General features: G+C 36.8%; 22 protein-coding genes. 6 read left to right on the forward strand and 16 right to left on the reverse strand.

What is annotated here, in order from left to right; genetic code table 11:
- Nucleotides 1–195 precede the first annotated feature (195 nt).
- The 4 genes from ES677_RS02075 (at nt 196) to lptB (ending at nt 3,144) form a co-directional block, all read left to right on the forward strand.
- Nucleotides 196–1,161, forward strand: coding sequence for a KpsF/GutQ family sugar-phosphate isomerase (locus ES677_RS02075; RefSeq protein WP_148380292.1), 966 nt, complete (start codon nt 196–198; stop codon nt 1,159–1,161).
- Nucleotides 1,161–2,006 (forward strand): twin-arginine translocase subunit TatC, encoded by an 846-nt coding sequence (tatC, locus tag ES677_RS02080; protein WP_148368037.1) that lies wholly within the window; start codon nt 1,161–1,163, stop codon nt 2,004–2,006. Before ES677_RS02075 ends, tatC begins: the two co-directional genes overlap by 1 nt.
- Nucleotides 1,981–2,328, forward strand: coding sequence for a carboxymuconolactone decarboxylase family protein (locus ES677_RS02085; RefSeq protein WP_148368038.1), 348 nt, complete (start codon nt 1,981–1,983; stop codon nt 2,326–2,328). The genes tatC and ES677_RS02085 overlap by 26 nt, the downstream gene beginning before the upstream one ends.
- A 75-nt stretch (nt 2,329–2,403) precedes the next feature.
- Nucleotides 2,404–3,144 (forward strand): LPS export ABC transporter ATP-binding protein, encoded by a 741-nt coding sequence (gene lptB, locus ES677_RS02090; protein WP_148368039.1) that lies wholly within the window; start codon nt 2,404–2,406, stop codon nt 3,142–3,144.
- On the opposite strand, the gene ES677_RS02095 is transcribed toward lptB, so the two are convergent.
- Complete coding sequence (locus ES677_RS02095) at nt 3,145–4,047, reverse strand: DUF808 domain-containing protein (RefSeq protein WP_148368040.1); 903 nt, start codon at nt 4,045–4,047, stop codon at nt 3,145–3,147.
- Nucleotides 4,048–4,100: 53 nt separating this feature from the next.
- Nucleotides 4,101–4,847, reverse strand: a complete 747-nt coding sequence (locus tag ES677_RS02100; protein ID WP_148368041.1) for a CDP-alcohol phosphatidyltransferase family protein — start codon at nt 4,845–4,847, stop codon at nt 4,101–4,103.
- Between the two features lie 121 nt (nt 4,848–4,968).
- Here ES677_RS02100 and ES677_RS02105 point away from each other — a divergent pair, with 121 nt between their 5' ends.
- Nucleotides 4,969–6,033: a putative type IX sorting system protein PorV2 gene (locus ES677_RS02105; RefSeq protein WP_246124326.1), complete on the forward strand. Its 1,065-nt coding sequence runs from the start codon at nt 4,969–4,971 to the stop codon at nt 6,031–6,033.
- Nucleotides 6,034–6,050: 17 nt separating this feature from the next.
- Nucleotides 6,051–7,220: a lipoprotein N-acyltransferase Lnb domain-containing protein gene (locus ES677_RS02110; RefSeq protein ID WP_148368042.1), complete on the forward strand. Its 1,170-nt coding sequence runs from the start codon at nt 6,051–6,053 to the stop codon at nt 7,218–7,220.
- 215 nt (nt 7,221–7,435) lie between these two features.
- Here ES677_RS02110 and ES677_RS02115 read toward each other — a convergent pair whose 3' ends face one another.
- From ES677_RS02115 to ES677_RS02180, 14 genes are all read right to left on the reverse strand, one after another.
- Nucleotides 7,436–8,824 carry a sugar transferase gene (locus ES677_RS02115; RefSeq protein WP_148380293.1) on the reverse strand — a complete coding sequence of 463 codons (1,389 nt, stop codon included), beginning with the start codon at nt 8,822–8,824 and terminating at the stop codon, nt 7,436–7,438.
- 56 nt (nt 8,825–8,880) lie between these two features.
- Nucleotides 8,881–9,891 carry a glycosyltransferase family 4 protein gene (locus ES677_RS02120; protein ID WP_148380294.1) on the reverse strand — a complete coding sequence of 337 codons (1,011 nt, stop codon included), beginning with the start codon at nt 9,889–9,891 and terminating at the stop codon, nt 8,881–8,883.
- Nucleotides 9,863–11,203, reverse strand: coding sequence for an O-antigen ligase family protein (locus ES677_RS02125; protein ID WP_246124327.1), 1,341 nt, complete (start codon nt 11,201–11,203; stop codon nt 9,863–9,865). The genes ES677_RS02120 and ES677_RS02125 overlap by 29 nt, the downstream gene beginning before the upstream one ends.
- Nucleotide 11,204: 1 nt before the next feature.
- Nucleotides 11,205–12,281: a glycosyltransferase gene (locus tag ES677_RS02130; protein ID WP_148380295.1), complete on the reverse strand. Its 1,077-nt coding sequence runs from the start codon at nt 12,279–12,281 to the stop codon at nt 11,205–11,207.
- Nucleotides 12,282–12,471: 190 nt separating this feature from the next.
- Nucleotides 12,472–13,590 (reverse strand): glycosyltransferase family 4 protein, encoded by a 1,119-nt coding sequence (locus ES677_RS02135; RefSeq protein ID WP_148380296.1) that lies wholly within the window; start codon nt 13,588–13,590, stop codon nt 12,472–12,474.
- Nucleotides 13,590–14,588, reverse strand: coding sequence for a glycosyltransferase family 2 protein (locus ES677_RS02140; RefSeq protein ID WP_148380297.1), 999 nt, complete (start codon nt 14,586–14,588; stop codon nt 13,590–13,592). Before ES677_RS02140 ends, ES677_RS02135 begins: the two co-directional genes overlap by 1 nt.
- Nucleotides 14,585–16,141 (reverse strand): glycosyltransferase family 2 protein, encoded by a 1,557-nt coding sequence (locus tag ES677_RS02145; protein WP_148380298.1) that lies wholly within the window; start codon nt 16,139–16,141, stop codon nt 14,585–14,587. The genes ES677_RS02140 and ES677_RS02145 overlap by 4 nt, the downstream gene beginning before the upstream one ends.
- On the reverse strand, nt 16,138–17,298 hold the full coding sequence (locus ES677_RS02150; RefSeq protein ID WP_246124329.1) for a glycosyltransferase family 4 protein: 1,161 nt from the start codon (nt 17,296–17,298) through the stop codon (nt 16,138–16,140). Before ES677_RS02150 ends, ES677_RS02145 begins: the two co-directional genes overlap by 4 nt.
- A gap of 16 nt (nt 17,299–17,314) precedes the next feature.
- Nucleotides 17,315–18,040 carry a glycosyltransferase family 2 protein gene (locus ES677_RS02155; RefSeq protein WP_148380299.1) on the reverse strand — a complete coding sequence of 242 codons (726 nt, stop codon included), beginning with the start codon at nt 18,038–18,040 and terminating at the stop codon, nt 17,315–17,317.
- A 45-nt stretch (nt 18,041–18,085) separates the two neighbouring features.
- On the reverse strand, nt 18,086–19,171 hold the full coding sequence (locus ES677_RS02160) for a glycosyltransferase family 4 protein (RefSeq protein WP_148380300.1): 1,086 nt from the start codon (nt 19,169–19,171) through the stop codon (nt 18,086–18,088).
- Nucleotides 19,162–20,550: a hypothetical protein gene (locus ES677_RS02165; RefSeq protein ID WP_148380301.1), complete on the reverse strand. Its 1,389-nt coding sequence runs from the start codon at nt 20,548–20,550 to the stop codon at nt 19,162–19,164. The genes ES677_RS02160 and ES677_RS02165 overlap by 10 nt, the downstream gene beginning before the upstream one ends.
- Complete coding sequence (gene neuC, locus ES677_RS02170; RefSeq protein WP_148380302.1) at nt 20,547–21,674, reverse strand: UDP-N-acetylglucosamine 2-epimerase; 1,128 nt, start codon at nt 21,672–21,674, stop codon at nt 20,547–20,549. Before neuC ends, ES677_RS02165 begins: the two co-directional genes overlap by 4 nt.
- Nucleotides 21,667–22,710: an N-acetylneuraminate synthase family protein gene (locus tag ES677_RS02175; RefSeq protein ID WP_148380303.1), complete on the reverse strand. Its 1,044-nt coding sequence runs from the start codon at nt 22,708–22,710 to the stop codon at nt 21,667–21,669. Before ES677_RS02175 ends, neuC begins: the two co-directional genes overlap by 8 nt.
- Nucleotides 22,703–23,389, reverse strand: coding sequence for an acylneuraminate cytidylyltransferase family protein (locus tag ES677_RS02180; protein WP_246124331.1), 687 nt, complete (start codon nt 23,387–23,389; stop codon nt 22,703–22,705). The genes ES677_RS02175 and ES677_RS02180 overlap by 8 nt, the downstream gene beginning before the upstream one ends.
- Between the last annotated feature and the right edge of the window lie 3 nt (nt 23,390–23,392).

The following is a 23,392-nucleotide window of genomic DNA, read 5'->3' on the forward strand; positions in this document are numbered from 1 at the left end:
AATTATTATTTACACTTTACAAACTGTACAATTTTTCAAAAAATAATCACTAATATTTTACACTCTTTAACAATCTTTCCTTTTAATTTTTCGCTAAATTTGCTGCAAATAAGAGTTATTACTAATTATACGTATTGCATATTATTTAAAGATAATAAAATCTTTTAGATGCATCATATATAAAAATTGATTAATTTGAATACTAAAGACAACATTCTAAAAACAGCAAGGGAAACTATTGCTTTAGAGAGCAAGTCTATTGAAAACTTGGCGCATTTAATTGATAATGATTTTGCTGATGCTGTTGAACTAATATACAACTCCAAAGGTAGGGTAATTATAACAGGAATTGGCAAAAGTGCCATAATTGCTACAAAAATTGTTGCGACCTTAAATTCTACCGGAACACCAGCTGTTTTTATGCATGCTGCCGATGCCATCCACGGAGATTTAGGATTGATTTTAAAAGATGATATTGTCATTTGTATTTCTAAAAGTGGTAACACACCAGAAATAAAAGTGCTGGTCCCTTTAATTAAAAATGCAAACAATAAAATGATTGCAATTACGGGTAATAAAGACTCGTTTCTAGGGCAACAAGCCGACTTCATTTTAAATACCTATGTAGAAAAAGAGGCCTGCCCTAATAACTTAGCGCCAACCACAAGCACAACCGCACAATTGGTTATGGGCGATGCGCTAGCGGTATGTTTATTACAATTACGAGGTTTCTCGAGTAAGGATTTTGCAAAGTACCACCCTGGCGGTGCTTTAGGCAAAAAACTATATTTAAGAGTACACGATTTATCGTCTGCCAACCAAAAACCAAAAGTAAACCTTGACACCAACGTTAAACAGGTTATTATAGAGATTTCAGAGAAAATGCTGGGCGTTACTGCTGTAGTAGAAAATGATAAAATTGTAGGTATTATTACCGATGGTGATTTAAGGCGAATGCTTACCAAAGTAGACGATTTTTCGAAATTAACGGCACAAGATATTATGAGCGCCAACCCTAAATGCATCACAGAAGAAGCGATGGCTGTAGAAGCTATGGAGCTTATGGAAATCTCCGGTATTTCTCAATTATTAGTGGAACATAATGGTAACTACGCCGGTGTGGTGCACTTACACGATTTAATTAAAGAAGGTATTTTATAATGGCAAAAAAAAATGTGAACAATATGTCTTTTTTAGATCACTTAGAAGATCTAAGATGGCATTTAATTAGAATCTGTTTAGCTATTATTGTTTGTGGAGCCGTTGCTTTCGCATTCAAATCTTTTATTTTTAATGTCATAATTTTTGGCCCTAGTAAAATGTCATTTCCTACTTACGAGTGGTTATGCAGTATGGCAAACTTTGTAGGGATAGAAGATTCTACGTTTTGCGGTGAAGAGTTACCATTTATACTTCAAAGTAGAACGATGGCCGGACAATTCTCGGCACACATTTGGACCTCCATTTATGCCGGTTTTATTATATCCTTTCCGTATTTTATTCATCAAGTATGGCAATTTATAAGCCCTGGAATGAAATCTACAGAACGCAAACATTCTCGCGGTTTTATAATTGTGTCTTCATTATTATTTTTTACTGGTGTTCTTTTTGGGTACTATATTATTACGCCATTATCTATTAACTTTTTAGGAACATATCAAATAAGTGAGCAAGTTAAAAACAACTTCGATATTAGTAGTTATATTGGTTTACTTCGGGCTTCGGTTATTGCTTCAGGCTTTATTTTCGAGCTTCCTATTATAATATACTTCTTAACCAAAGTTGGATTAGTCACTCCAGAATTTTTAAGAAAATACCGTAAATTTGCTCTAGTAATTGTACTTATTCTGTCGGCAGTAATCACTCCCCCCGATGTGGCAAGTCAAATTATTGTAGCGATTCCTATTCTTGTCCTATACGAGATAAGTATTTATATTTCTAAATTTGTATTACGCAAACAAAACCGCAAAATTAAAAAAGATGTCAGATCTAATAACCGAGTTTAATGACTATCGTTCTAAAATGAACGGTAAGATTCTAGAAGATAATAATAAAGTTATAAAACGTATTTTTAATTTAGATACCAACGCATTTGCAGCCGGTGCTCTAGATGTGCAAACCAAAGAATTACTAGGTCTCGTGGCCTCTACAGTGTTACGTTGCGACGATTGCATCAAGTACCATTTAGAAGCCTGTTTTAAGGCTGGAGTAACTAAAGAGAAAGTAGTCGAAACCTTAAGTATTGCTACTTTAGTGGGCGGTACCATTGTGATTCCGCACTTACGTCGCGCTTACGAATTTTGGGATGCCCTAGAGGCCCATAGTTAAACTTTAAACAAATCACTCTCCTGCTATTAGCGTTTAATTTTGATTTAGTATTTTTAGCACTTATATATTATACCTATGAAGCTTAAAGCCGAAAATTTAATGAAGTCCTACAACGGACGAAAAGTTGTAAAAAGCGTTTCTCTTGAAGTAAATACAGGAGAAATCGTTGGTCTTCTAGGCCCTAACGGCGCCGGGAAAACCACGTCGTTTTATATGATTGTAGGCTTAATAAAACCCAACGGTGGAACCATTCATTTAGAAGGCCAGAATATTACCAACTACCCAATGTACAAACGTGCGCAACACGGTATTGGTTATTTGGCGCAAGAAGCTTCTGTTTTTAGAAAACTAAGTATTGAAGACAATATTTTAAGCGTTTTACAAATGACGAAACTGAGTAAAAAAGAGCAGTTACATAAAATGGAATCGCTTATTGAAGAATTCAGTTTAGGACACATTCGTAAAAACCGCGGCGATTTATTGTCTGGAGGAGAACGCCGAAGAACAGAAATTGCCCGAGCATTAGCTACCGACCCCAATTTTATCTTACTAGATGAGCCGTTCGCAGGAGTAGACCCTGTAGCTGTTGAAGATATCCAACGTATTATTGCGCAACTAACAAAGAAAGATATAGGAATACTTATCACCGATCACAATGTACAAGAAACCCTTGCCATTACCGATCGTACGTATTTAATGTTTGAAGGTAGCATCTTAAAAGCGGGTCAACCTGAAGAATTAGCAAACGACGAGATGGTTAGAAAAGTGTACCTCGGCCAAAATTTCGAACTTCGTAAAAAGAAAATATTTGAATAATTAAGGCCGATTATGGGATTCCCCCTTCGAACCTTTCACTGTCTTAAACCCCCACTTAACTCCCATTACAAGAACCAATACCACAGCCCCAAACCCTAAACCGACAACAAAATCGCGGATAAAACTAGGAATAGACTCGAGAAAATGATGTAAAAACGCAAGGTTATGCACGAAAATACCGCCCGCAACAAGTAGTAAAGCGATGGTTCCAATAACCGATAGACTTCGAATAACTATAGGCAAAGCATTAACAAAAAAGCGTCCGATAGCTGCTAAAACCCCTTTACCATCTTTACTTAACGCTATTAATTTATGTCCGAAATCGTCCATTCGTACAATTACAGCGACAATACCATACACACCAATAGTCGCTATAATAGCCACTATGGAGACCACCAAAATCTGAAATAATAGGTCCTGACCGACAACCGTACCCAAGGCGATAATAACAATCTCTACAGAGAGAATAAAATCGGTAACAATAGCCGATTTAATTTTACTTTTCTCGGCCAAAAGAATCTCTTCCTCTGTAAGATTTTCTTTCAGTTTTATAGCCGTATTGTGGGCGTGAGGCACAAAATACTCATAGATTTTCTCTGCACCTTCATAGGCGAGATACAAGCCTCCCAAAACCAAGATAACGGTGACCGCCCAGGGTAAAAAAGCGCTCAGTAAAAAAGCGACGGGCAAAATAATTAGTTTATTAAAAAAAGACCCTTTTGTAATGGCCCAAAGCACAGGCAATTCTCTAGACGCTACAAATCCAGAAGCTTTTTCAGCATTAACCGCCAAATCATCCCCTAAAATACCTGCGGTCTTTTTTGTGGTTATTTTGCTCATTGCAGCAACATCATCCATTAACGCCGCGATATCATCTAATAATGCGAAAAATCCTGAAGCCATACTATAAAATCTATTTTAGTGTTTTGATTGTTGATTATAAAATGCTAAAGCTATTATTGAGAGAATAAGGACATTAAAATATAAAGCAAAATAACCAACGGAATCGCCGCAAATTGAAGTACAACCAAAAGCACAATGCATAACAGAATAAAAATATAACGAATGGCATTATTTTTAAAACTCCAGTCTTTAAATTTTAACGCAAATAATTTTACTGGTGCATTTAAAATATAGCAGCTAATAATGGCTAATGGAATTAAAAACCAGACGTTTAATATAATGCTATTAATTACATCGTTATTTTGAAACTCCATAATTAAAGGCAGCGACAGAATTAACAACGCATTTGCCGGTGTCGGTAAGCCTTTAAAATAGCTTTGTTGCTCTTCATCTACATTAAATTTTGCTAAGCGATATCCAGAACCTAAAGTCACCAATAACCCTATTAAAGCAATAGGAGCTAATTTAAAATCCCCTAAATGCAACAGCGAGTTCCACTCTGTCGAACTCGTAATAAAAGCAGAAGAATCAACACTCATACTAATCAGTTTAAAGAGTACAATACCAGGTACCAAACCGCTAGTCACCATATCTGCTAAAGAATCTAATTGAAGCCCAATTTCGCTTTGTGCATTCAGTTTCCTAGCCAATAAACCATCGAAGAAATCGAAGAAAATACCTAAAAATACAAATACCGCAGCAGCCACAAGTAAATTATTAACAGCGAATAAGACGGCGATACTTCCGCATAATAAATTAAGAAGCGTAACAAAATTTGGGATAAAAGACTTTAAAGTCATACAGTTGTTTTTTTGTAAAAATAGCAAAGTAATTCCTTAAAAAAAGGGTTTATACAATATACTAAGTGATTTCAAGTTTAATATATAGAAAAATTATAGCATCTTTGTAAAAAAATAGCAATTGAAATCAATTTTTACACTTGTTTTAATAACAGTGACACTGGCGACATCTGCACAAACCAAATATTCTAACGAATTTATGAATATTGGTGTCGATGCGGCTGCGTTAGGAATGAGTAATGCTGTAACCGCAAATACTAAAGATGTCAATGCTGGCTATTGGAATCCTGCCGGACTCGTTAATTTAGAAGAGAAACAACTGGCTTTAATGCACTCTAGCTACTTTGCTAATATTGCAAATTACGATTATGTTGCTTTTGCGATGCCTTTAGACGATAGAAGCGCTTTCGGGATTTCGTTAATTCGTTTTGCAGTAGATGATATTTTAGATACCACACAACTTATAGACGATCAAGGAAATGTGAATTACGATCGTATCAGTTTATTTTCGACAGCCGATTATGGTTTAACCTTTTCTTATGCTAGAAAATTACCTGTTCAAGGTTTAAAATATGGGGTTAACGCCAAAGTAATCCGAAGAATAATTGGGGATTTTGCTAACTCTTGGGGGTTTGGGTTTGATGCGGCTATTCAGTTTAAAACAGGTAATAATTGGGAGTTTGGGATAATGGCGAGAGATATTACCACCACCTTTAACTCTTGGAGTTACGATGAAGACGCTTTCGAACGTATTAAAAACGCTGTTGAAGGTCAGAACCAAGAACTCCCTGAAACGACAGAAATAACCATTCCTAAACTACAAATTGGGATTGCGAAAAGTTATACCTTTCATTACGATTACGCGCTACGTGCAGAAATAGATTTAAATGTGCGATTCGCTCAAAACAACGATATTGTCTCCACCTCTTTTGCCAGTATAAATCCCGCTTTAGGTTTCGAATTTGGATATATCGATATGGTTTATCTTCGCGGTGGTGTTGGTAATTTTCAAAATGAATTACAAATAGATAATAGTGAGAGTTTAAGCTTTCAACCTAGCTTTGGTATAGGTTTTAAATATAATGGCATTCACGTTGATTATGCATTTACAGATATTGGCGACCAAAGTGCTGCCTTATACTCTAATGTTTTTTCTCTTAAACTAGACTTCAGTATTTTTAGATAGATGTCCTTCTACGCCCTATGAAAAAACTAATCCTTATTTCTGCGCTTATAATTAGCGTTTTCAGTACCGCACAAAATAATCCGTTAATAGAGAGTGCACAATTTAGTGTACTAACCATCGGCCCCGGAACCTCTTTAAACGATGCTTTTGGGCACAGTGGTTTTCGTGTAAAAACGTCGTTTTCTGATGACGTCTATAATTATGGAATGTTCAATTTTAATGCCCCCAATTTCTATCTTAATTTTGCGAAAGGCCAACTCGATTATTATATGGGAGCCAACACCTTTAAAAACTTTAAAGAGGTTTATGTTTGGCAAAACAGAACGATAAAAGAGCAAGTACTAAACCTTACTCCCGCTCAGAAAAACGAACTATACACGTTTCTTATTCATAATTTAAAACCTGAAAACAAATACTATGCTTACGATTTCTTTTTCGATAATTGTGCGACCCGTATTCGCGATGTTTCAGAAAAAGCCTGGCATAGTGATTTACAATATACCACACCGCAAACGTATAAAGCAGAAACCTTTAGAACCTTAATTCAGAATAACTTAAAATGGAATTCTTGGGGTAGCTTTGGAATTGATGTAGCTTTAGGCTCGGTTATAGACACCAAGGCGACGCCTAGAGAGTATATGTTTTTACCGGAATACGTATATCAGTTTTTTGAAGAAACGACCTTTAAATCCACCGGAGAACCTTTGGTAAAAGAATCGCATACTATTTATAAAAAAAGAGACCAAGAGAGTCGTTCTTCCTTTTTTACAAGTCCGTTACTCGTGTTTTCTATACTGAGTCTAATCATACTATTTATAACTTACACGGATTATAAAAAGAAAACACGCTCTACAGTTTTAGACCTTATCCTGTTTACTATTACGGGACTTATTGGTGTATTACTGTGTTTTTTATGGTTTGCAACAGACCATAGCGCGACCGCTGCAAATTACAACGTGTTATGGGCATTCCCATTAAGTTTATTTTGCACGCTTCAGCTATTAAAAAAAACACCTAAAAAGTGGTTTATTGGGTACCTAAAATTATTAGTGGTAATGCTGTGCTTATTAACTTTACATTGGAGCATTGGTGTGCAACGTTTTGCACCCGTTTTAATACCCTTGTTAGTCGCCTTAGCCATAAGATACATCTACCTCATCTGGTTTTACGCGGCTGTAAAAGAGTAAGCTTAAAAACGTTCGTTTAAAGTATGTTTAATACTCCTTTAAATTATAGCTGACTTGGATATTAGTAAAGCGTCAATAGCAATTATTTTATCTCGTAGTGTTGGTTTAAACGCCGCTAAGAACTATCGTGTAGTAATAATGTTTAGTTCTAATAATGTACTTATACTTTTTAATTGGTGAGCTTGTAACCAATTTTAGTGTTCAATTCCCACCAACTACTGACCTCTAAAAAAGATAACGGTACTAAAGGTTTTTAATGATATGTTAATATCTAAGAAAAAACTACGATGCTTAATGTAATACAAGTCGTATTGCAATTTAACCAAGCTATCATCTATACTACTACCATACCGTGCATTCACCTGAGACCATCCTGTTAAACCTGGTTTGATAACATGGCGTGTTTGATAAAAAGGAATCACTTTTGATAGTTCTTTAACAAAAACCGGTCGCTCTGGGCGTGGTCCAATAAAACTCATCTCGCCTTTTAGAATATTAATAAACTGAGGGATTTCATCAATTCGAGTCGCTCTTAAAAAAGCACCAAAGCGCGTCACTCTAGCATCATTTTTTTGAGCCCATGCCGCACCGTTTTCTTCGGCATTCTTAACCATAGTTCTAAACTTAAAAATGGTAAACACTTTCCCGTGCTGCCCCACGCGTTCTTGCTTATAAAATAAAGTCCCTCGATTACCTAAAATATTACCAAGGAAGATTATAGGTAAGAAAAACAGACTGGAAAGCAATCCTAAACACGATAAAACCACATCCATTAAACGTTTATAGCTTAAATAAAACGTATTCGTATTACTACGACTAAACGGAAAATATTTATAAAAATCTTTCCCCACATACTGCACAGGAACACGATAGGTCATGTCTTCGTAAACTTGAGTATACTCGCGAATGGGAAACCCTTGTTCTAAGAGCCTCAATAAATGCGCGTAAATATCAGGAGTAATAACTTCAGAATTATACGTTGCTATCACAATTTCTGAAATGCCTTCCGTTGCCACAATAGTTTCTATTTTTTCGGGTGCAAATTCAGGTAACCCCTTATATGAAACAGAGTCTTTAGAGCCGCCTTTACAGTTTACAAACCCTATAATACTATAATTAGGATCGGCCGCTTTAAAGGCTTCCACAATGTTTTCTATGGTAGACGTTTCACCTATTAATAGCACGCGTTTATAAAATCGTGGAGAGGATATAAATGTAATGTATACAATTCGCCAAACTACCAACGCACCTAAAATAGCTAAATAAAAATATAGAATTTGTAACCTGTTACTAGGTAAAACTGGCGTAAAATAGGGCGTTAATAAAAACACCAAAACAGAAACCGATGCCGTTAATATAATACTAGGGAATACCGTTTCTATCCGACTAGACTTCTTCAAATCATACAATTCGAATACCGTACCAAATCCCCAAATATAAACGGACAATACAACGGTAGATTCCCAGTGTCCGACAACAGTGAAATAATCAAAAGCAAATAGTGTTTCAACACCATACAAAGCAGCACCAATAAAAAGAATATCGAATAAACGCAAAAGCACTTTGCGTTCAGAGATTTCAAAATGAATACTATTTTTTGTCATTTAATAAGGAAACTTGATGTAAATATAACAAGTTAAAAGAGTCCTGCAAGTCTTTTTTATTTTAAATGAGCTAACCATAACTTTTTAACACTGTTCCAATCATAAACTGCGGCTTGTGCCCTAGCCCTAGAGACCATAGCTGCCGTATTTTTAGGATCCTGCCTTAACACCAGAAGGGCATCTATAAAAGCATCTGCATTATTAGGCGGTACTAAAACGCCTGTAATATTGTTATCTATTAAATAAGGCAATCCACCAACATTGGTAGACACTAAAGTTAAGCCTAAAGCCATAGCTTCGATAACACTCACCGGCATATTATCGAAATTAGTGGTATTTATAAACACGTTATAGTCTTGCGATAAAGCAATCCATTCCGCTTTGCTTAACTGCCCTGTAAACGTCACAGTAACCTTCAACGCTTTGGCATAGCTTTTTGTTGCTGCTAGAGTGCCGTCCACTTCTGGCCCTACCATACACAATGTCGCCGTAATACCACGCTCAAGCAACCCGTGCAACACGCGAATAGCTAATTTAGGGTTATAAATCTCAGAAAAAGAACGCACCCAAAGTAGATTAATTGTCTGTATATTTCGCTCTTTAAACGGGTAAGCTTTAAGTATAATGCTATTAGGAATACATTTTACATTAGTATACCCCAATCGTTCGAAAGCTGCTTTGATATAATTTGATGGCGCACTATTAATAAAAGCCTTTTTAAACAACGATGCACTTAATTGCGGATGACTCTCTAAACGTTGCGGTAGATTACCCCCGTGCAATATTGGAATATACGGCAATCTCAAAAACCGACATAATAGAGCACAGAGATAAGCATAGTAAAAATTCTGAGTACTATACGTATCAATTAACACATAATCGGCTTGTTTTGCGTGTCGTAGAATCGTCCATAGCATATCGCAAAGGCGCAACACTTTGTTCGTCTGTTTTGAAGCGGTGGTCACGGTAAAGCCTTCCGCTCTTAACAAAGTGCTTAAGGTATCGATTGTACTTTGAGTACGCCCAGCACTACTGAGTTTATTTCCTAGATAGACGAGGTGTTTCATACTGTATATTTAATAAACATAAACCATAAATAAAAGCGGGCGCAGCAATACGCATTGAACTGTGATTGATCGTTAAAAACCAAAACAGAAAACACGAGTAAAAAAATATATTATACTTGTTTTCCATACGCATTACTAATGGCGTAATAAACAGTATTAAAAAGGCAATAAGGCCAAACAATCCATGTTCTGACAAAATACGACTCAATTCATTATGCGACGCCGCCCTTATATTTTCTTTTTCATAACGCAGCTCCTTTACCTTACCTACGCCAACGCCTAAAACAGGATTAGAGTAAAAAGCATTCAATTCAAATGCTATCAACTCCGTTCGCCCTGTGGAGAGATCTTCCTTTTCACGCCCTAACGCATCTTCATTAGCATAACGTTTATCGATAAAGCCGTTGGTTTGATACGACGATACCCCCCAAGTGATACCCCCCATTCCGATAAATAAAAGACTGTAGATAATCAGTTTTCTTTGATATTGCGGTTTAGAGTATCTAAAATACACCACAACAAAAAACAATATCATAACTACCGCCGTAATTACGCCACCACGACTAAAAGTAACAATAGCTCGAAAACTAACGACAGCAAGTAAAAACAGATTAATACATTTTAACAGAATACTTGGAGAGCGCATAAAAAATCGAACGGTAAAAACAAACATCCCTATCCCTAAAACGGTGGATACCTGATTAGGACCAAAGCCTCCAGAACTGGCAAAATTAGATCCCGTGCCACTTATCATATCTCTTAAATCTGGTGTTTTCCAAAATAAATAAGTACTCATAGTTACAATGGGCAATGCCATAGCTAAGAGTATAGCGTGCATATGTTTGTAAGACACTTTACGCTGGTAGCAATATACTGCAACAATACCTAAACAAACGGGACCACTTAAATTAAAGGCAATTGCTTTTCGTATAATAGTATTCGCATCTTGCGTAAAACCGGCAACGAGTATGCCTGGTATAAGGAGTATTAGATAGACATAGTAGGGCAATGCCTTCTTACTGGCTCCCGTAGTAAACACCCCTATTAAACAAAATAAAATAACACCGTATTTAGACACCTCATAGAAAAAAGCTCCTCCGGTCATGCGTATAAAAACCTCAACACCTACTAAATAGCCACAACCTAATAAGATATAAAGTGGTCTTTGATCTCTTGTCGTCGATAAGATTTTAAAGACAAAATAGATTAAAACACCAAAGAGATATAGTTGAGCAACAAAAGGAATAAGTGCGACTAGCACCCCCAAAACGAGGTGGACTAAAAGATAAAATATGTATACGGACGTTTTCAAATTAAGACAAGCAGCGTTTATAAATGGACAATAATTTTTTAAAAACGAATTCTTCTGAAAAATGAGTAGCAATATGTGCGTTCAAGTTTTTCGAATATCTTAACCGTAAGTTCTCATTCTTCATTAATAAAATGAGGGCTTTTGCTAACGCTTGCTCATTCTGCGACGGCACTAAGCATCCTGTATCTCCATTCCTTATTAAGCGCTCACAGTCACCTACTTGGGTGGAAACTACGGGTAAACCGTGCAAACCATACTCTAATAACGCTATGGGCAAACCTTCTGACGCCGATGATAAAACCCCTAAACTACTTTGTTTAATAATAGCATCGCTATCATTTCGACTACCGTAAATAAAAACTGACTGCTCTAATTCTAATCGCTTTAAAGTGCTTTTTATGGACGCCGAATAGGCATCATTAAAATCCTTCCCTACCAGATGCAATGTCCAATCTGGACACGCTTCCAAAACATGTTTAAACGCTTTTATTAAGGTGATATGATCTTTTTGAGCTCTTAGATTAGCCAAGTGAAGTACGCGTTTGCCTGTCACGCCTTCCAATACCGTTTGTGGTGTCACGTAATTATGAACTGCAAAATTAGGTACATAACTCGTAGGCACTCCTTTAAATCGCTGACTTGCCCAAGTTTCCAGTGAGGTATTAACCGCTATACTATGTGTAAAATAACGAGAACAGATGGCCAATATTTTCGTTGGTCTGTCGTCTAAAAACTCACTTTCTCCGTAATGGTCGTGCCAAACAATGGTTACCTTTCGGTGCAGTAGTTTGACCATAGTCGCTAAAAAAAAAGACGACGAATGCGCGTGAATAATGTCTATATTCTGCGATTGTACATATCGCAATAATCTTACCACAGCTTTAAAATCTACTGTGCGTTGTTTATCTAGAAACAGGTACTCGACCTCCTTTGAAATAGTCTCTTTTAAAGTCCCTTCTTTACGAGTAGCACATAAAAAAGACTGCTCTATTCGGGACGCCAATCCATTCGCTACATTAACAGCTACACGCTCTGCACCCCCCGCTTCTAAACTATCTATTAATTGTAAAACCCTCACTTAAATATATAAATTCGTTTCAATATACGTTTATTAGCAAAACTAACAACAAACGAATAGAAAACGACTGTGAATTTTGTTTAAAAGACTGAAAGGTCACTTTTTTACGCGAGCCCAAATTTAGAAGGTCATACTTATTTGATTACGCCCTCTCGACCTTCTTTCTAATTTTATCATTACGCGATACCCCCTAATTCTTCAGCAACGCCTCAATCTCTCTCTCAAACCGCTCCAAAGTAAACTGCTGACTCCATTTAGCCGCAGCTTTCGAAATGGACTCCAAACCAGCAGGATCTTCCAACGCTTCAGTAATATGTTTTACATCAACATCTAACGCTCCAAAAATAAGCACTCCTCTACTCCCATACTCCAACATATCCACCAAGCAAGATACCGGTGTCGCTATGGGGATCACTCCAAAAAACATAGCCTCGGCAACGGCTTTGGGCCAACCTTCAGATTTTGAAGGTAGAATTAAAAAGTGAGCAGATTTTAATCGGGCTTTTATAATAGAGAATTCCTGATTACCGTGAAAGTGTACCACATTTTCTAGTTCGTGTTCTACAATATAGTGGTGTAAAGACTCCCGTAAAACACCATCGCCAAAAAGATCCAGTTGCACATTAAAACCTAAATGGTGCAGACGTTCTACAAGTTGAATGGTGTAAAACGGACGTTTGCCCTCTACTAAACTTCCTACAAATAGAAACTGTAATCTGTTGCTATAATCTCTCACTGTGGGAATGTTCTTATCGGCTTCTAAAAAACTAGCCGTAAAAAAAGGTTTAATATTTGGTGATGTAGAGAACCAGTTACCATAAACTAACACTTGCATATTTTTAGTAAAGAACGAAGAACTCAAGAGCCATTTCTGAATTCGATAACTTAACGGTTGCTCACTCTCAGGGTCCCAGTTCCCTGCGTATTTTGCTGTTTTTGGGGTCTTAGGAAAAAAGACTTGAACCAAACAGCCCAACGATCCTATATTTCCGGGACATCGCAAATGAATATGATCGGCTTTGCGCATTTCTTTATACAAGGTAAAAAAGAGGTGTGGTAAGTTTAAAAGGGCGTAAAATATAGTTTTTAAAGAGGTAAACTGAATACTAGGTATCGTCTTTAAATGTAGTTTAGGGTGTTCATACGGTAAATCAATTTTAGAAATAGAATCGCCCAAAACAGGAGCGATAATAGTTACGGAATCCACAGACTTCAACCACAGGTTCATCTCTCGAATATAAGGTGCATAAGAATAAATACGATCTCCTTTTTCTTTATGCATGGCGTGAGTGATGATTAAGAAGTTCATTATTTAGATTTTGGCGAATTAGTAAATAAAGATAACCAACCTACGACACGTCCGCAACTTTCTGTTAAAGCTTCTTTGCGTTGAGATGTTGTAAACACATTAAGAAAACGGATTGCTGTTAGTAATAGTGCCGTAGCGTGCCATTGAACTATTGCTTGAACTGAAGGAGCTGTATATTTTACGCGCCACACATACCAGCCGTTGCGTACCACCATTTTACCATAAGCGTATTGGTTTGGCCGACCAGCAGCATTATGATGATGTTCTAGTCTTGCTTTTGTAGTCACAAACAACTTTCCCATTTTAGCAATTCGCAAAGAAAAATCGGCGTCTTCATACAAACCATAGCCTTCAAAATAAGTAGAAAATGAGAGTGTCTTAAAAATTTCTTTTTTATAAGAAGAAACGCCTCCCATAAGTTGTTCCACAGGATATATATTTCCCGAAGGCGGCAAAAAGCCTATAGAACGGCCGTGAGAAAAACTAGGCATAAAGCCTGGTGGTGTATCTGGTAACAAACCAAAAGCGCGTCGGATTTTAAATCGAGACGGTTCAGTTCTCTGCCAACCATCATAATAAAAATGGCTTCGCGTTTTAGGAAGTGCTTCGCGTTCCCAATTAATCTCATTGGTTATGTATCCACCAACAGCAAGAGCTTCGGGATGTGACCGGTAGACACTTAATAAGGCTTCAAAATAATCTGATTCCAATACCGTATCATCATCCAAAAAACATACAACTTCAGAGGATTTAGCAACACGGGAAATGCCATAATTACGCTGTTTCGTTAATCCGCGATCAGATTCTGGAACCTTAAAATATTTCAAATTATTAAACGGGGTAATCTTTAATACGTCTTCTGTCTCAGAATTCGTCGATCCATCAATAATTAAAATCTCATCAGGATACAAGGATTGAGCACTTACTGACTTTAGCAAGGTATGCAAAGCTTCGGGACGCATATACGTACAAATGATTAGTGTGAATGGGAGAGTCATAGTTGTACGTATTTTGCTTTTAAAACAGTCGCCCAGTGCATACTTACTGCCCATTGTTTTTTAAATTTCCTAAAGTACAAGTAAGGGTTTTTAGTATGCTGAAGTCTGTAATATTTAATAAATAAAATTAGCTTATACCCGTTTAATTGTTCACTTGTATTGTTTAGTAGTTGGTATAATAGGACTGTGGGAGATGGCTTTGGCTGTATTTCCTCCTTGTTCCATACATGTTGAAAAGGCGTTCTAAAACCTCCAATGGGAGCTTTTAAATGGATAAGTCTCCCTTTCGGAAAATACACAACATCTACTCCTTGTCGTCTTAATTGTGCTCCGAAATCGGAATCCTCGCCAAAACCATGCTCAAAAGCCGTATTAAAACGTATGTTTTTTAATACTGCTGTTTTAATTATGCTACACCCAGATCCAAAAGCTGGCCATTGTATCGCTGTATTCAAAGAATCAATTTCATTTTCTCTTTTGCAGCTCAATGTTATGGCATCATATTTATTAGTTCTCATAAATTGGATACTGCGTTCCATAACTTCACTTGAAAACCTAATATCATCGTCTGCTAAGAAAACGTAAGGAGATTTCACTTCTTTTAAAGCTATATTTCTCGCATTACACGCGCCAGTCTGTGTAATAAATTGATGCTGAATTAAAAATGGCCATGATTCCGTTTTTAAATACTGTAACTCAGAAACCGCCCCTTCTCTATCATCTTGTTCGATAATGATCACATTGGTAGGAAGTACCGTTTGTTTGGATAAATCCTCTAAAACGTCATAGAGGTATTTGACTCTACCTAAAGTAGGAATAACAACATCATAATTATTATGCTCCGTTATTATATGAATTGTGCTTTGGGATATGATTTTTTGCTGATTAAAATGAAGCTCCATTGCTTGCTTTTTTGAAAATAAACTAAGAAATAAAGGTCTAAGTAACACTCGTTTTTCATGTAGCGCAATATTTAAAAATAGTAAATACACCCAAATCCCTTTATAATGTTGTTTTACAAATTTAAAAAGAGCAGTATCTCTAATTCCCTCTTCCTCTTTATTTGAAGCAGTTTCAAATAACAAATTTGGATCACTGTAGCAAAACAACCCTAGAGGCATCCCTAATTTGGCAATGGCATTTAAATGATAGGCAAAACCTTCAGACCCTTTTAAGGTTTTTTCAAAACATAAAATCGACTGACTATGTATAGCGCCACACATACTACTCATTAGCCATGAAGGAAATTTTACTGATTTATTAATTTTTAAGAACGGTGATTCCTCTATGTAGCCTATTCTGTCAGACATATAATTCTGTTCTGAAAATGAAATCATAGTATATCGATTATTAAATTGGGTCGCTATATACTTTAAATTAATGTATTGTGCATTCGCTTCTTGACACCATACAATGATTGAATTCGGATAAATTTCAGCAACATGCAATAGCACCCTACTTATAGAACTTAGTCTATCGACTTCTAGTTCTTCATTTTTTTCTGAATCAAGAATTCTCGTAACCGTACCATTATTATGATAAATTATAATCATATATCTAAATATGTTTGGTAAAACGCCACACTTTGAGCGGCTACAATCTCTGAGCTAAAATGAGACTCTATTTTTTGTCGTGCTGCTTCTCCCATCACTTGTCGCTCTTCAGCATCGTTCAATAGACTAACAATATGTTCACTATAAGTACTGTGATCTGTAGGGTGCACTAAATAGCCATTAACCCCATCATCTATAATATCTTTTGCCCACCCAACATTAGAGGCAACAACTGGACGTTTTAAGGCCATAGCTTCCAACCAAGAGACGGGTAACGCCTCGGCAAAAGTAGGAAATACACAAATCGTCGCTTGCTCTATATGGGTGCGCATCTCAGAATATGGCATTGGCCCTAAATAGCGTACCTGCTCTAACGCAGACGCCCTAAATAAAGGTTGCATCAAGGCCCATGTGGAATGAGATTGTGTTTTTATATCTGGGCTATCCTTACCCACTAAAATTAATTGAGCACCTGGAAACCTGCTATGAACGGCATTAAAAATATAGGGCAACTCTAACAGCCCCTTTTTCCGGATTAAAGTTCCAAAATAAAGTATTGTAGGTGGCGAATTTGGCTGATTTGACACGGTATCACATTCAAAATCTGTAAGTGTAATACTATTAGGTATCACCTTAAAATCGAGAGATATGCCAAACAACGTATTAGTTAACTCCCCAGTGAATTGACTAACAGCCAGAATGCCATCTGCAGACTGTAGCGCTTTCTTTTCGTGAAATTTGTTTATCGCCTTTACTGGTCGGTGATCTAAATGGCAAAAATAAGTATCAGACCCATTTTGCCTGATAATTAGAGGACAGTGCAATCTCATAAAAGAAGTGATTCCCGTCCAATCTGGCGCTTCAACAATATCTATTTTATCTTCCGAATGTAATCTATTGATTAGGCGTTCTATTTTTTGTCGTGTAAGCCACCACGATAACCCTTTAAATTTCTTGTTTTTTATTAAATAAATAGTAATCCCATCTACAACAAAAATAGCATCTTCCGTTTGCCCATAAATTAATAAACTTATGCTATGGCCTTGAGTAACCAACGCCTGTGCTAAATGTTTAATACTCGTTCCAATACCACCAGAATGACCCACGCGTTCGTGAGGATATTCAGGAGTTAAAAAGGCTATTTTTATAGGAGTCATTGGTTATAGATGTTTTTTATTTAAATACTTTATATTTAATAATACAGTATATGGCACGCACGCCATCTTTCCATCCTATTTTCTTACCTTCGGCGTATGTTCTTCCGTAATAACTAATACCCACTTCATAGGCACGAATACCAGGAATTCTAGAAATCTTAGCGGTTACTTCCGGTTCAAAACCAAAGCGCTGTTCTTTTAAGTTTAAGCTTTTTAAATGCTCAGCCTTAAATAGTTTGTAGCAAGTTTCCATATCGGTAAAGTTCATATTCGTCATCAAATTACTTAAAAAGGTCAGGAACTGATTCCCTAAACTATGCCAAAAGAACAGAATACGATGCGGCCGACTGCCTTTAAAACGGCTCCCATACACCACATCGGCAAAACCATCTAAAACAGGCTCCAACAATATATTATACTCTCTGGGATCATATTCCAAATCGGCGTCTTGAATAATAATCAAATCACCAGAACATTCTTTAATGCCGCGATGTAATGCCGCACCTTTCCCGTAGTTTTTATCTTGCTCGCAAAGCATAATAGTTTCGTTTGGGTGCTTCGCAATATACGCCTTAACGACAGCAACCGTATTATCGCTACTAAAATCATTAACAATAACGATTTCTTTCTCTAAAGTATTGAGTAATGACACTGCAAGAACCTTATCCAAAATCAAGTGAATAGTTGCCGCTTCGTTATATGCAGGAATGATAATGGAGAGTTTTTGTGGTGGCTTGGTCATTGCTTTTTTTTATACTTTTATTAATATTTAGAATTTCGAAAGAGATTAATTTAATAATTCTAAATGTCCCTCTACCATTTTTTCAATAGAAAAGTGATTTTCAATTAACGGTCGCGTTGGGCCCACAATGGTTTGTTTTCCCGTTATAATAGCTTCTAATAGCTCTGCTAATTCTTCACTCTTTTTAGCATTAAAAATATAACCATTGTCACCGTGAGTAATAACCTCTTCATTACCTCCAACGGGAGTTGTAATCACTGGTATATTTGCTGCTAAACTTTCTAAAACAGATAAGCTAAAGCACTCCATATGCGTTGGCTGCAATAAATAATCATAATCTTTATAAAGACTTGGTAAATTATTTACACTGCCCTTAAACGCGAAAACAGAATGTAATCGGAGACTTTTTATCTTATCTTCTAAAACTGCTTTGTAAGGCCCATCACCATAAACATCAATTATTAAATCGGCTTTTAAAACCTCTGGCAAGCGTACTACAGCTTGGATTAAATCTTGAATCCCTTTAGAAAACCGCAAATGGGAAACCACCAAGAATCTAGGGTTTACTAAAGTCCGCTGTGCAGTTTTAGGTATAATATCTTTTAGTAGTACACCGTTATAAATGGTTATCGTTTTTGGTTTTAAAAACATTCCAAAATCTTTCAAAATAGCATTACAGGTGTAATTCGATACACCTACAAAAATATCTATATATTGACTGTATAAAATCCCTTTTACGCGTTTCTTAAGTCGCTTTTGAAGTGTGTAACCGTTAAGAGGTCGTGGGTTATGGTCTACAGCAATAATTTTTAAGTGTTGCTTTTTTTTAATGGTTTTGTAAAACGATGTACACAATTCTACAAAATGTGTAACAACGTGAGAATATTGAATAGTATTATGCGCTATATAACTAGTAAAATGTGCTTCGACAGACTGCTCTGTATTTGGGATTATATTTAGGTTTTTATACTCTTTAAAATTTGCTGTATTGGGAAAAAACCAATCCACAGCGATCCCTTCTTTTTTGCAAGCGGCATCAAAAGCCCAGAAAAAATAGTCCATACCTCCTATCCTATTGGGCAATAACTCGTAGTTACAAACTATGGCAATATGACGCTGCTCTATAGCCATAGTTTTAATTTTTTTACCACTGTGGAACTCGTATTTTCTAGCGCCACGCCTATTTGTTGCTCTACTAGGTTTGTTCTAAAGGGTGCGTCTTGATCTTCTAGTAAATAAACAGTAATAGCAGCAACCAATTCGTTAGCATTGGTAACAACTTTAGTCGCTTTACTATTTACAACATGCATAATATGCTCATACCCTAGAAAACGCTGATCGTCGTATAATCCATTAGTGGCAGTACCAAAAACAGTGTTTATAACCGGTTTATTAAATAGCATAAAATCTAAACTCATCGTAGAGAGCATATTAATATTAATATCTGAATATTCCAATAATCCACGTAGCTCTTTAATATCACGTACGGTAGGAATCCGTTGCGACCACGATTCTTGGTGACCTATACGCGTTAATTCCCATTTTGGAAAATGCCATTTAATAAACGGATAACGCACTACCAAACTTTCAAAGCGCTCACGTCCTTCTGCAGGAGACGTGCGAACAATAAAATTCACTTTTGGTATCATTTGGTTTTTAATCGCTTCAGCAATCGTTTCAATATAAAGTTCGTCATTTTTACTTGTAGAACTATCGCCACAGCTAAAACAAATGGTTTTTAAAGTGGATTTTATTTCGAACAGTTCATAAAATTCCGAAGCCTTCATCTTATATTCAGGCATAACATAAGGTTCAAATTGTGGTGTACCCACCACTGCCACCGACTCTGAAGTTATAGAACTGTAATACTTTAATAAATCGCGTTTCATTAAAGCACTCCACACCAAATAATAGTCAAAGCTTGAGGCCATCCGTCCTTTAGAGGCTAAATTATCCCAACTGAAAATGAACGCGGCTGTTTTAATCTTTTGTTGCTGCGCTGCATAAACTAATGGTGCAATGTATGGCGGCCGCTGGTGCGTAAAAAACAAGAGATCAATTTCTTCTTTTTGTAATATATCCTGATAAGAAGTCGTCACTTTATGAGTACTAAATGTTTTATTCTGAAGACTTTGAAAGCGTTGAATACCCTTTTCCGAATGAAAAAAACGGGTCAGTTTATATATAAATCGCGTGCCGTAACCTCGTGTTGTTTTTAATATAGAAGTATTAGTTTTTAAATTATCTTGAATTCCTAAATTGTTAGCAGCGTGCAGTTTTAAATGCGCCACTTCTTTAGCTTTTCTAAAAAACCAGGTTGGATATTTTTCAGTAAAAATAGCGAGTTCAATAACCCGGCAATTAGTATGTGCTTTGTACACAGACGCAGGCAAACAGGATAAAATGATAACAGAATCGAACTCCTTGGTTGCTTCCTCTAGAAAACGGCTTAATATAAAATTTCTAAAACCAACGCCATCGGTAATGACTAATCCCAAGGTGCTACTCATACCGTTTTAAATTGTTTTTGATGATGTGTTTTCCAAAACGATTCTAATGTTAGAGATTCCATAAAGGCTTCCGCACTATTCCCTGTCCCAAACACTTCAGTTTTTTCAATCTTTAAACTTGGCAATTGTTTTATGCCTGCACTTATTTCTGAGGTTTCATAATTCGTGTTAATAATAGAATCTAAAACCACTCTATTGGCTTGTCGGCTGCCAATATTAATAGTAGGAATCCCGTAATATGGTGCTTCACGAACACCGGCACTACTATTACCAATTATAAATTGGGCTGACTTTAGCAGGGTTAAAAAGTACTCAAAACGAATAGATGGAAAAACTTTAAAACGCGAATGAGATTCTAAAGCTTTATACGCCTCTAATATAACACGACTCCCTAAATCGTTATTGGGAAATATAACCACATAATTCTCACTACTTTCTAATAAAGCAGTCACAAAATTCGCGGCGTATTCGGCCATTTGTTTATATTCGGTAGTCACCGGATGAAACATAGCGATAGCATAGGTATCGAAAAAAATATCATAATAATTTTTAACCACTTCTAAAGTCGGTAAGTTTTCCGAAAACATAATATCGACATCTGGAGAACCAATCGGATAAATGCTTTCAGGCCGCTCCCCCATTTGCTCCAGTCGAGATTGTGCTTCAGTATTGGCTACAAAATGAATATGACTCATTTTACTGGTCGCATGTCGTAATAATTCATCTATAGTTCCCGATAGTTCCCCGCCTTCAACGTGTGCTACTAAAACAGAGTTTAAACTCCCTACAATAGCACCAGCTAAAGCTTCTACACGATCTCCGTGAATAACTATTAAGTCTGGAGCTACCTCTTTTACAAATTCAGAAAAACCACCAATCGTTTTTGCCAGGGTTAAATCCATTGTCGCTTCATCGGTATGATTATTAAACGTACTTATGTATTTAAAACCACAACGTTGCACTTCAATTAAGGTATAACCATACGTTTCCAGCATATGCATACCAGTTACAAAAACGTGCGCTTCGAAGTCTGGATGCGTTTCCACTGCCTTTATAAGAGGTTTCATCTTGCCAAAATCGGCTCGTGTGCCTGTTAAGAATACTATTTTTTTAGCCTTACTCAATATCTTCCCAACTTAATTGTTCGTCGTTTGCAATACCCCTTGTTGCCGTTTGCCCTAAAACAGCCTCGTATTTATCGGCTAAAATAGCACCTGTTCCTGGGCGTTTCACCCAGATATTATCTTTTGTAAACGCTTCTCCTTTAGCAATAGGTTTAATACTACAAACGGTAGCAAAAGCAAAATCTATGGTGACTTGCTCTTCATCGGCAGGGCCTTTACTCCCTCCACGCATTAAAGCCATTTCAGCACTTTTAGAGATCAACTCCTTGCACGCTTGTTCGTCCATACTACATATAATATCTGGCCCAACACGTTGCATGTGGTCCGTAAAATGACGCTCTAAAATAGACGCGCCTAAAGCCACTGCCCCTAAACACGCGGTGTTAGACAGCGTATGATCACTCAGTCCAAAAACAGTATTCGGGAACGCTTCGTGCAACTCTAGCATCGCTCCAAAACGCACTAAATGAACAGGCGTTGGGTATACATTGGTTGTGTGTAATAAAGCAACAGGTACATTATGCCTTTTAAAAATAGCCACTGCTTTGGCTACACTTTTAATGGTGTTCATACCCGTGCTTAAAATCACTGGTTTTCCAAACTCCGCAATATGTTCTAACAACGGATAATTGTTACATTCCCCAGAACCTATTTTATAAGCAGGAACATTAAAACGCTCTAAGCGATTGGCGGCTGCCCTAGAAAAAGGAGTCGAAATAAATAGCATTCCCAAAGACTTTACATATCGCATTAACTCAAGTTCGTCTGCTTCATTAAGCGAACAACGCTCCATAATATCATAAATTGAAACATCGGCATTGCCAGGAATAACCTTCTTGGCAGCCCCACTCATTTCATCTTCTACAATATGGGTCTGGTGTTTTATCACCTCAACACCGGCACGTTTTGCCGAATCAACCATTTCTTTTGCCACTACTAGCGAGCCTTCGTGGTTAATCCCGATTTCGGCAATTACTAAAGGTGGATAGTCTTGGCCTATTTTACGGCCAGCAATTTCTATGTAAGGGTTAGTCATTAATGTAAAAATTTAATTTAAAAGTTGCCAAGTCAAAATCGTCTTGGGTATCAATATCAATAGAAGCAAAAGGATGCTCAACAAGATACGGATACCCATCTTCTGTAATGATAAAACCTTTTAAAAGTTCGGCAACGCGTGTAATATACAATAAACCATTTTCAAAATACAACGGTTCTAAGTCTTGACTGCGTTGACCAGGGGTGTAATTATGAGGAATAAACTTATCAGACTGTATACTCCCTAATTTATGGTGATTTCTACTTACTGTAAACACGCTATCGCATTTATTATTAGTATAATACTGAAACGCATTTGCAAACAACTCCTTTGGTCGTAAGGGGTTTGTGGGTTGCAAAAGAACGACCGTCTCTAAAGTGGAACAATTTATGGTCTTTACTGCGTGTTGCAACGCACTTATAGTAGGTTCCAAATCGCCCGATAAGGCTTCGGGGCGTTCTATAACTTCCGCGCCATATTGTAGCGCAATGGCTTTAATTTCTGCATCGTCTGTACTAACATAAACCGCATCGATCTCCGCCTGTTTTTGAGCATATTGAATACTATAAACCAACAACGGCAAACCATTAAGGAGTTTACTATTCTTTTTAGGCAACCGTTTAGATTGTCCTCTGGCGGGTATAATGGCTATAGTTTTAATAGTCTTAGTTTGAATCAAATA

It is taken from the genome of Bizionia gelidisalsuginis (assembly GCF_008086185.1).
Lineage (GTDB): Bacteria > Bacteroidota > Bacteroidia > Flavobacteriales > Flavobacteriaceae > Bizionia > Bizionia saleffrena.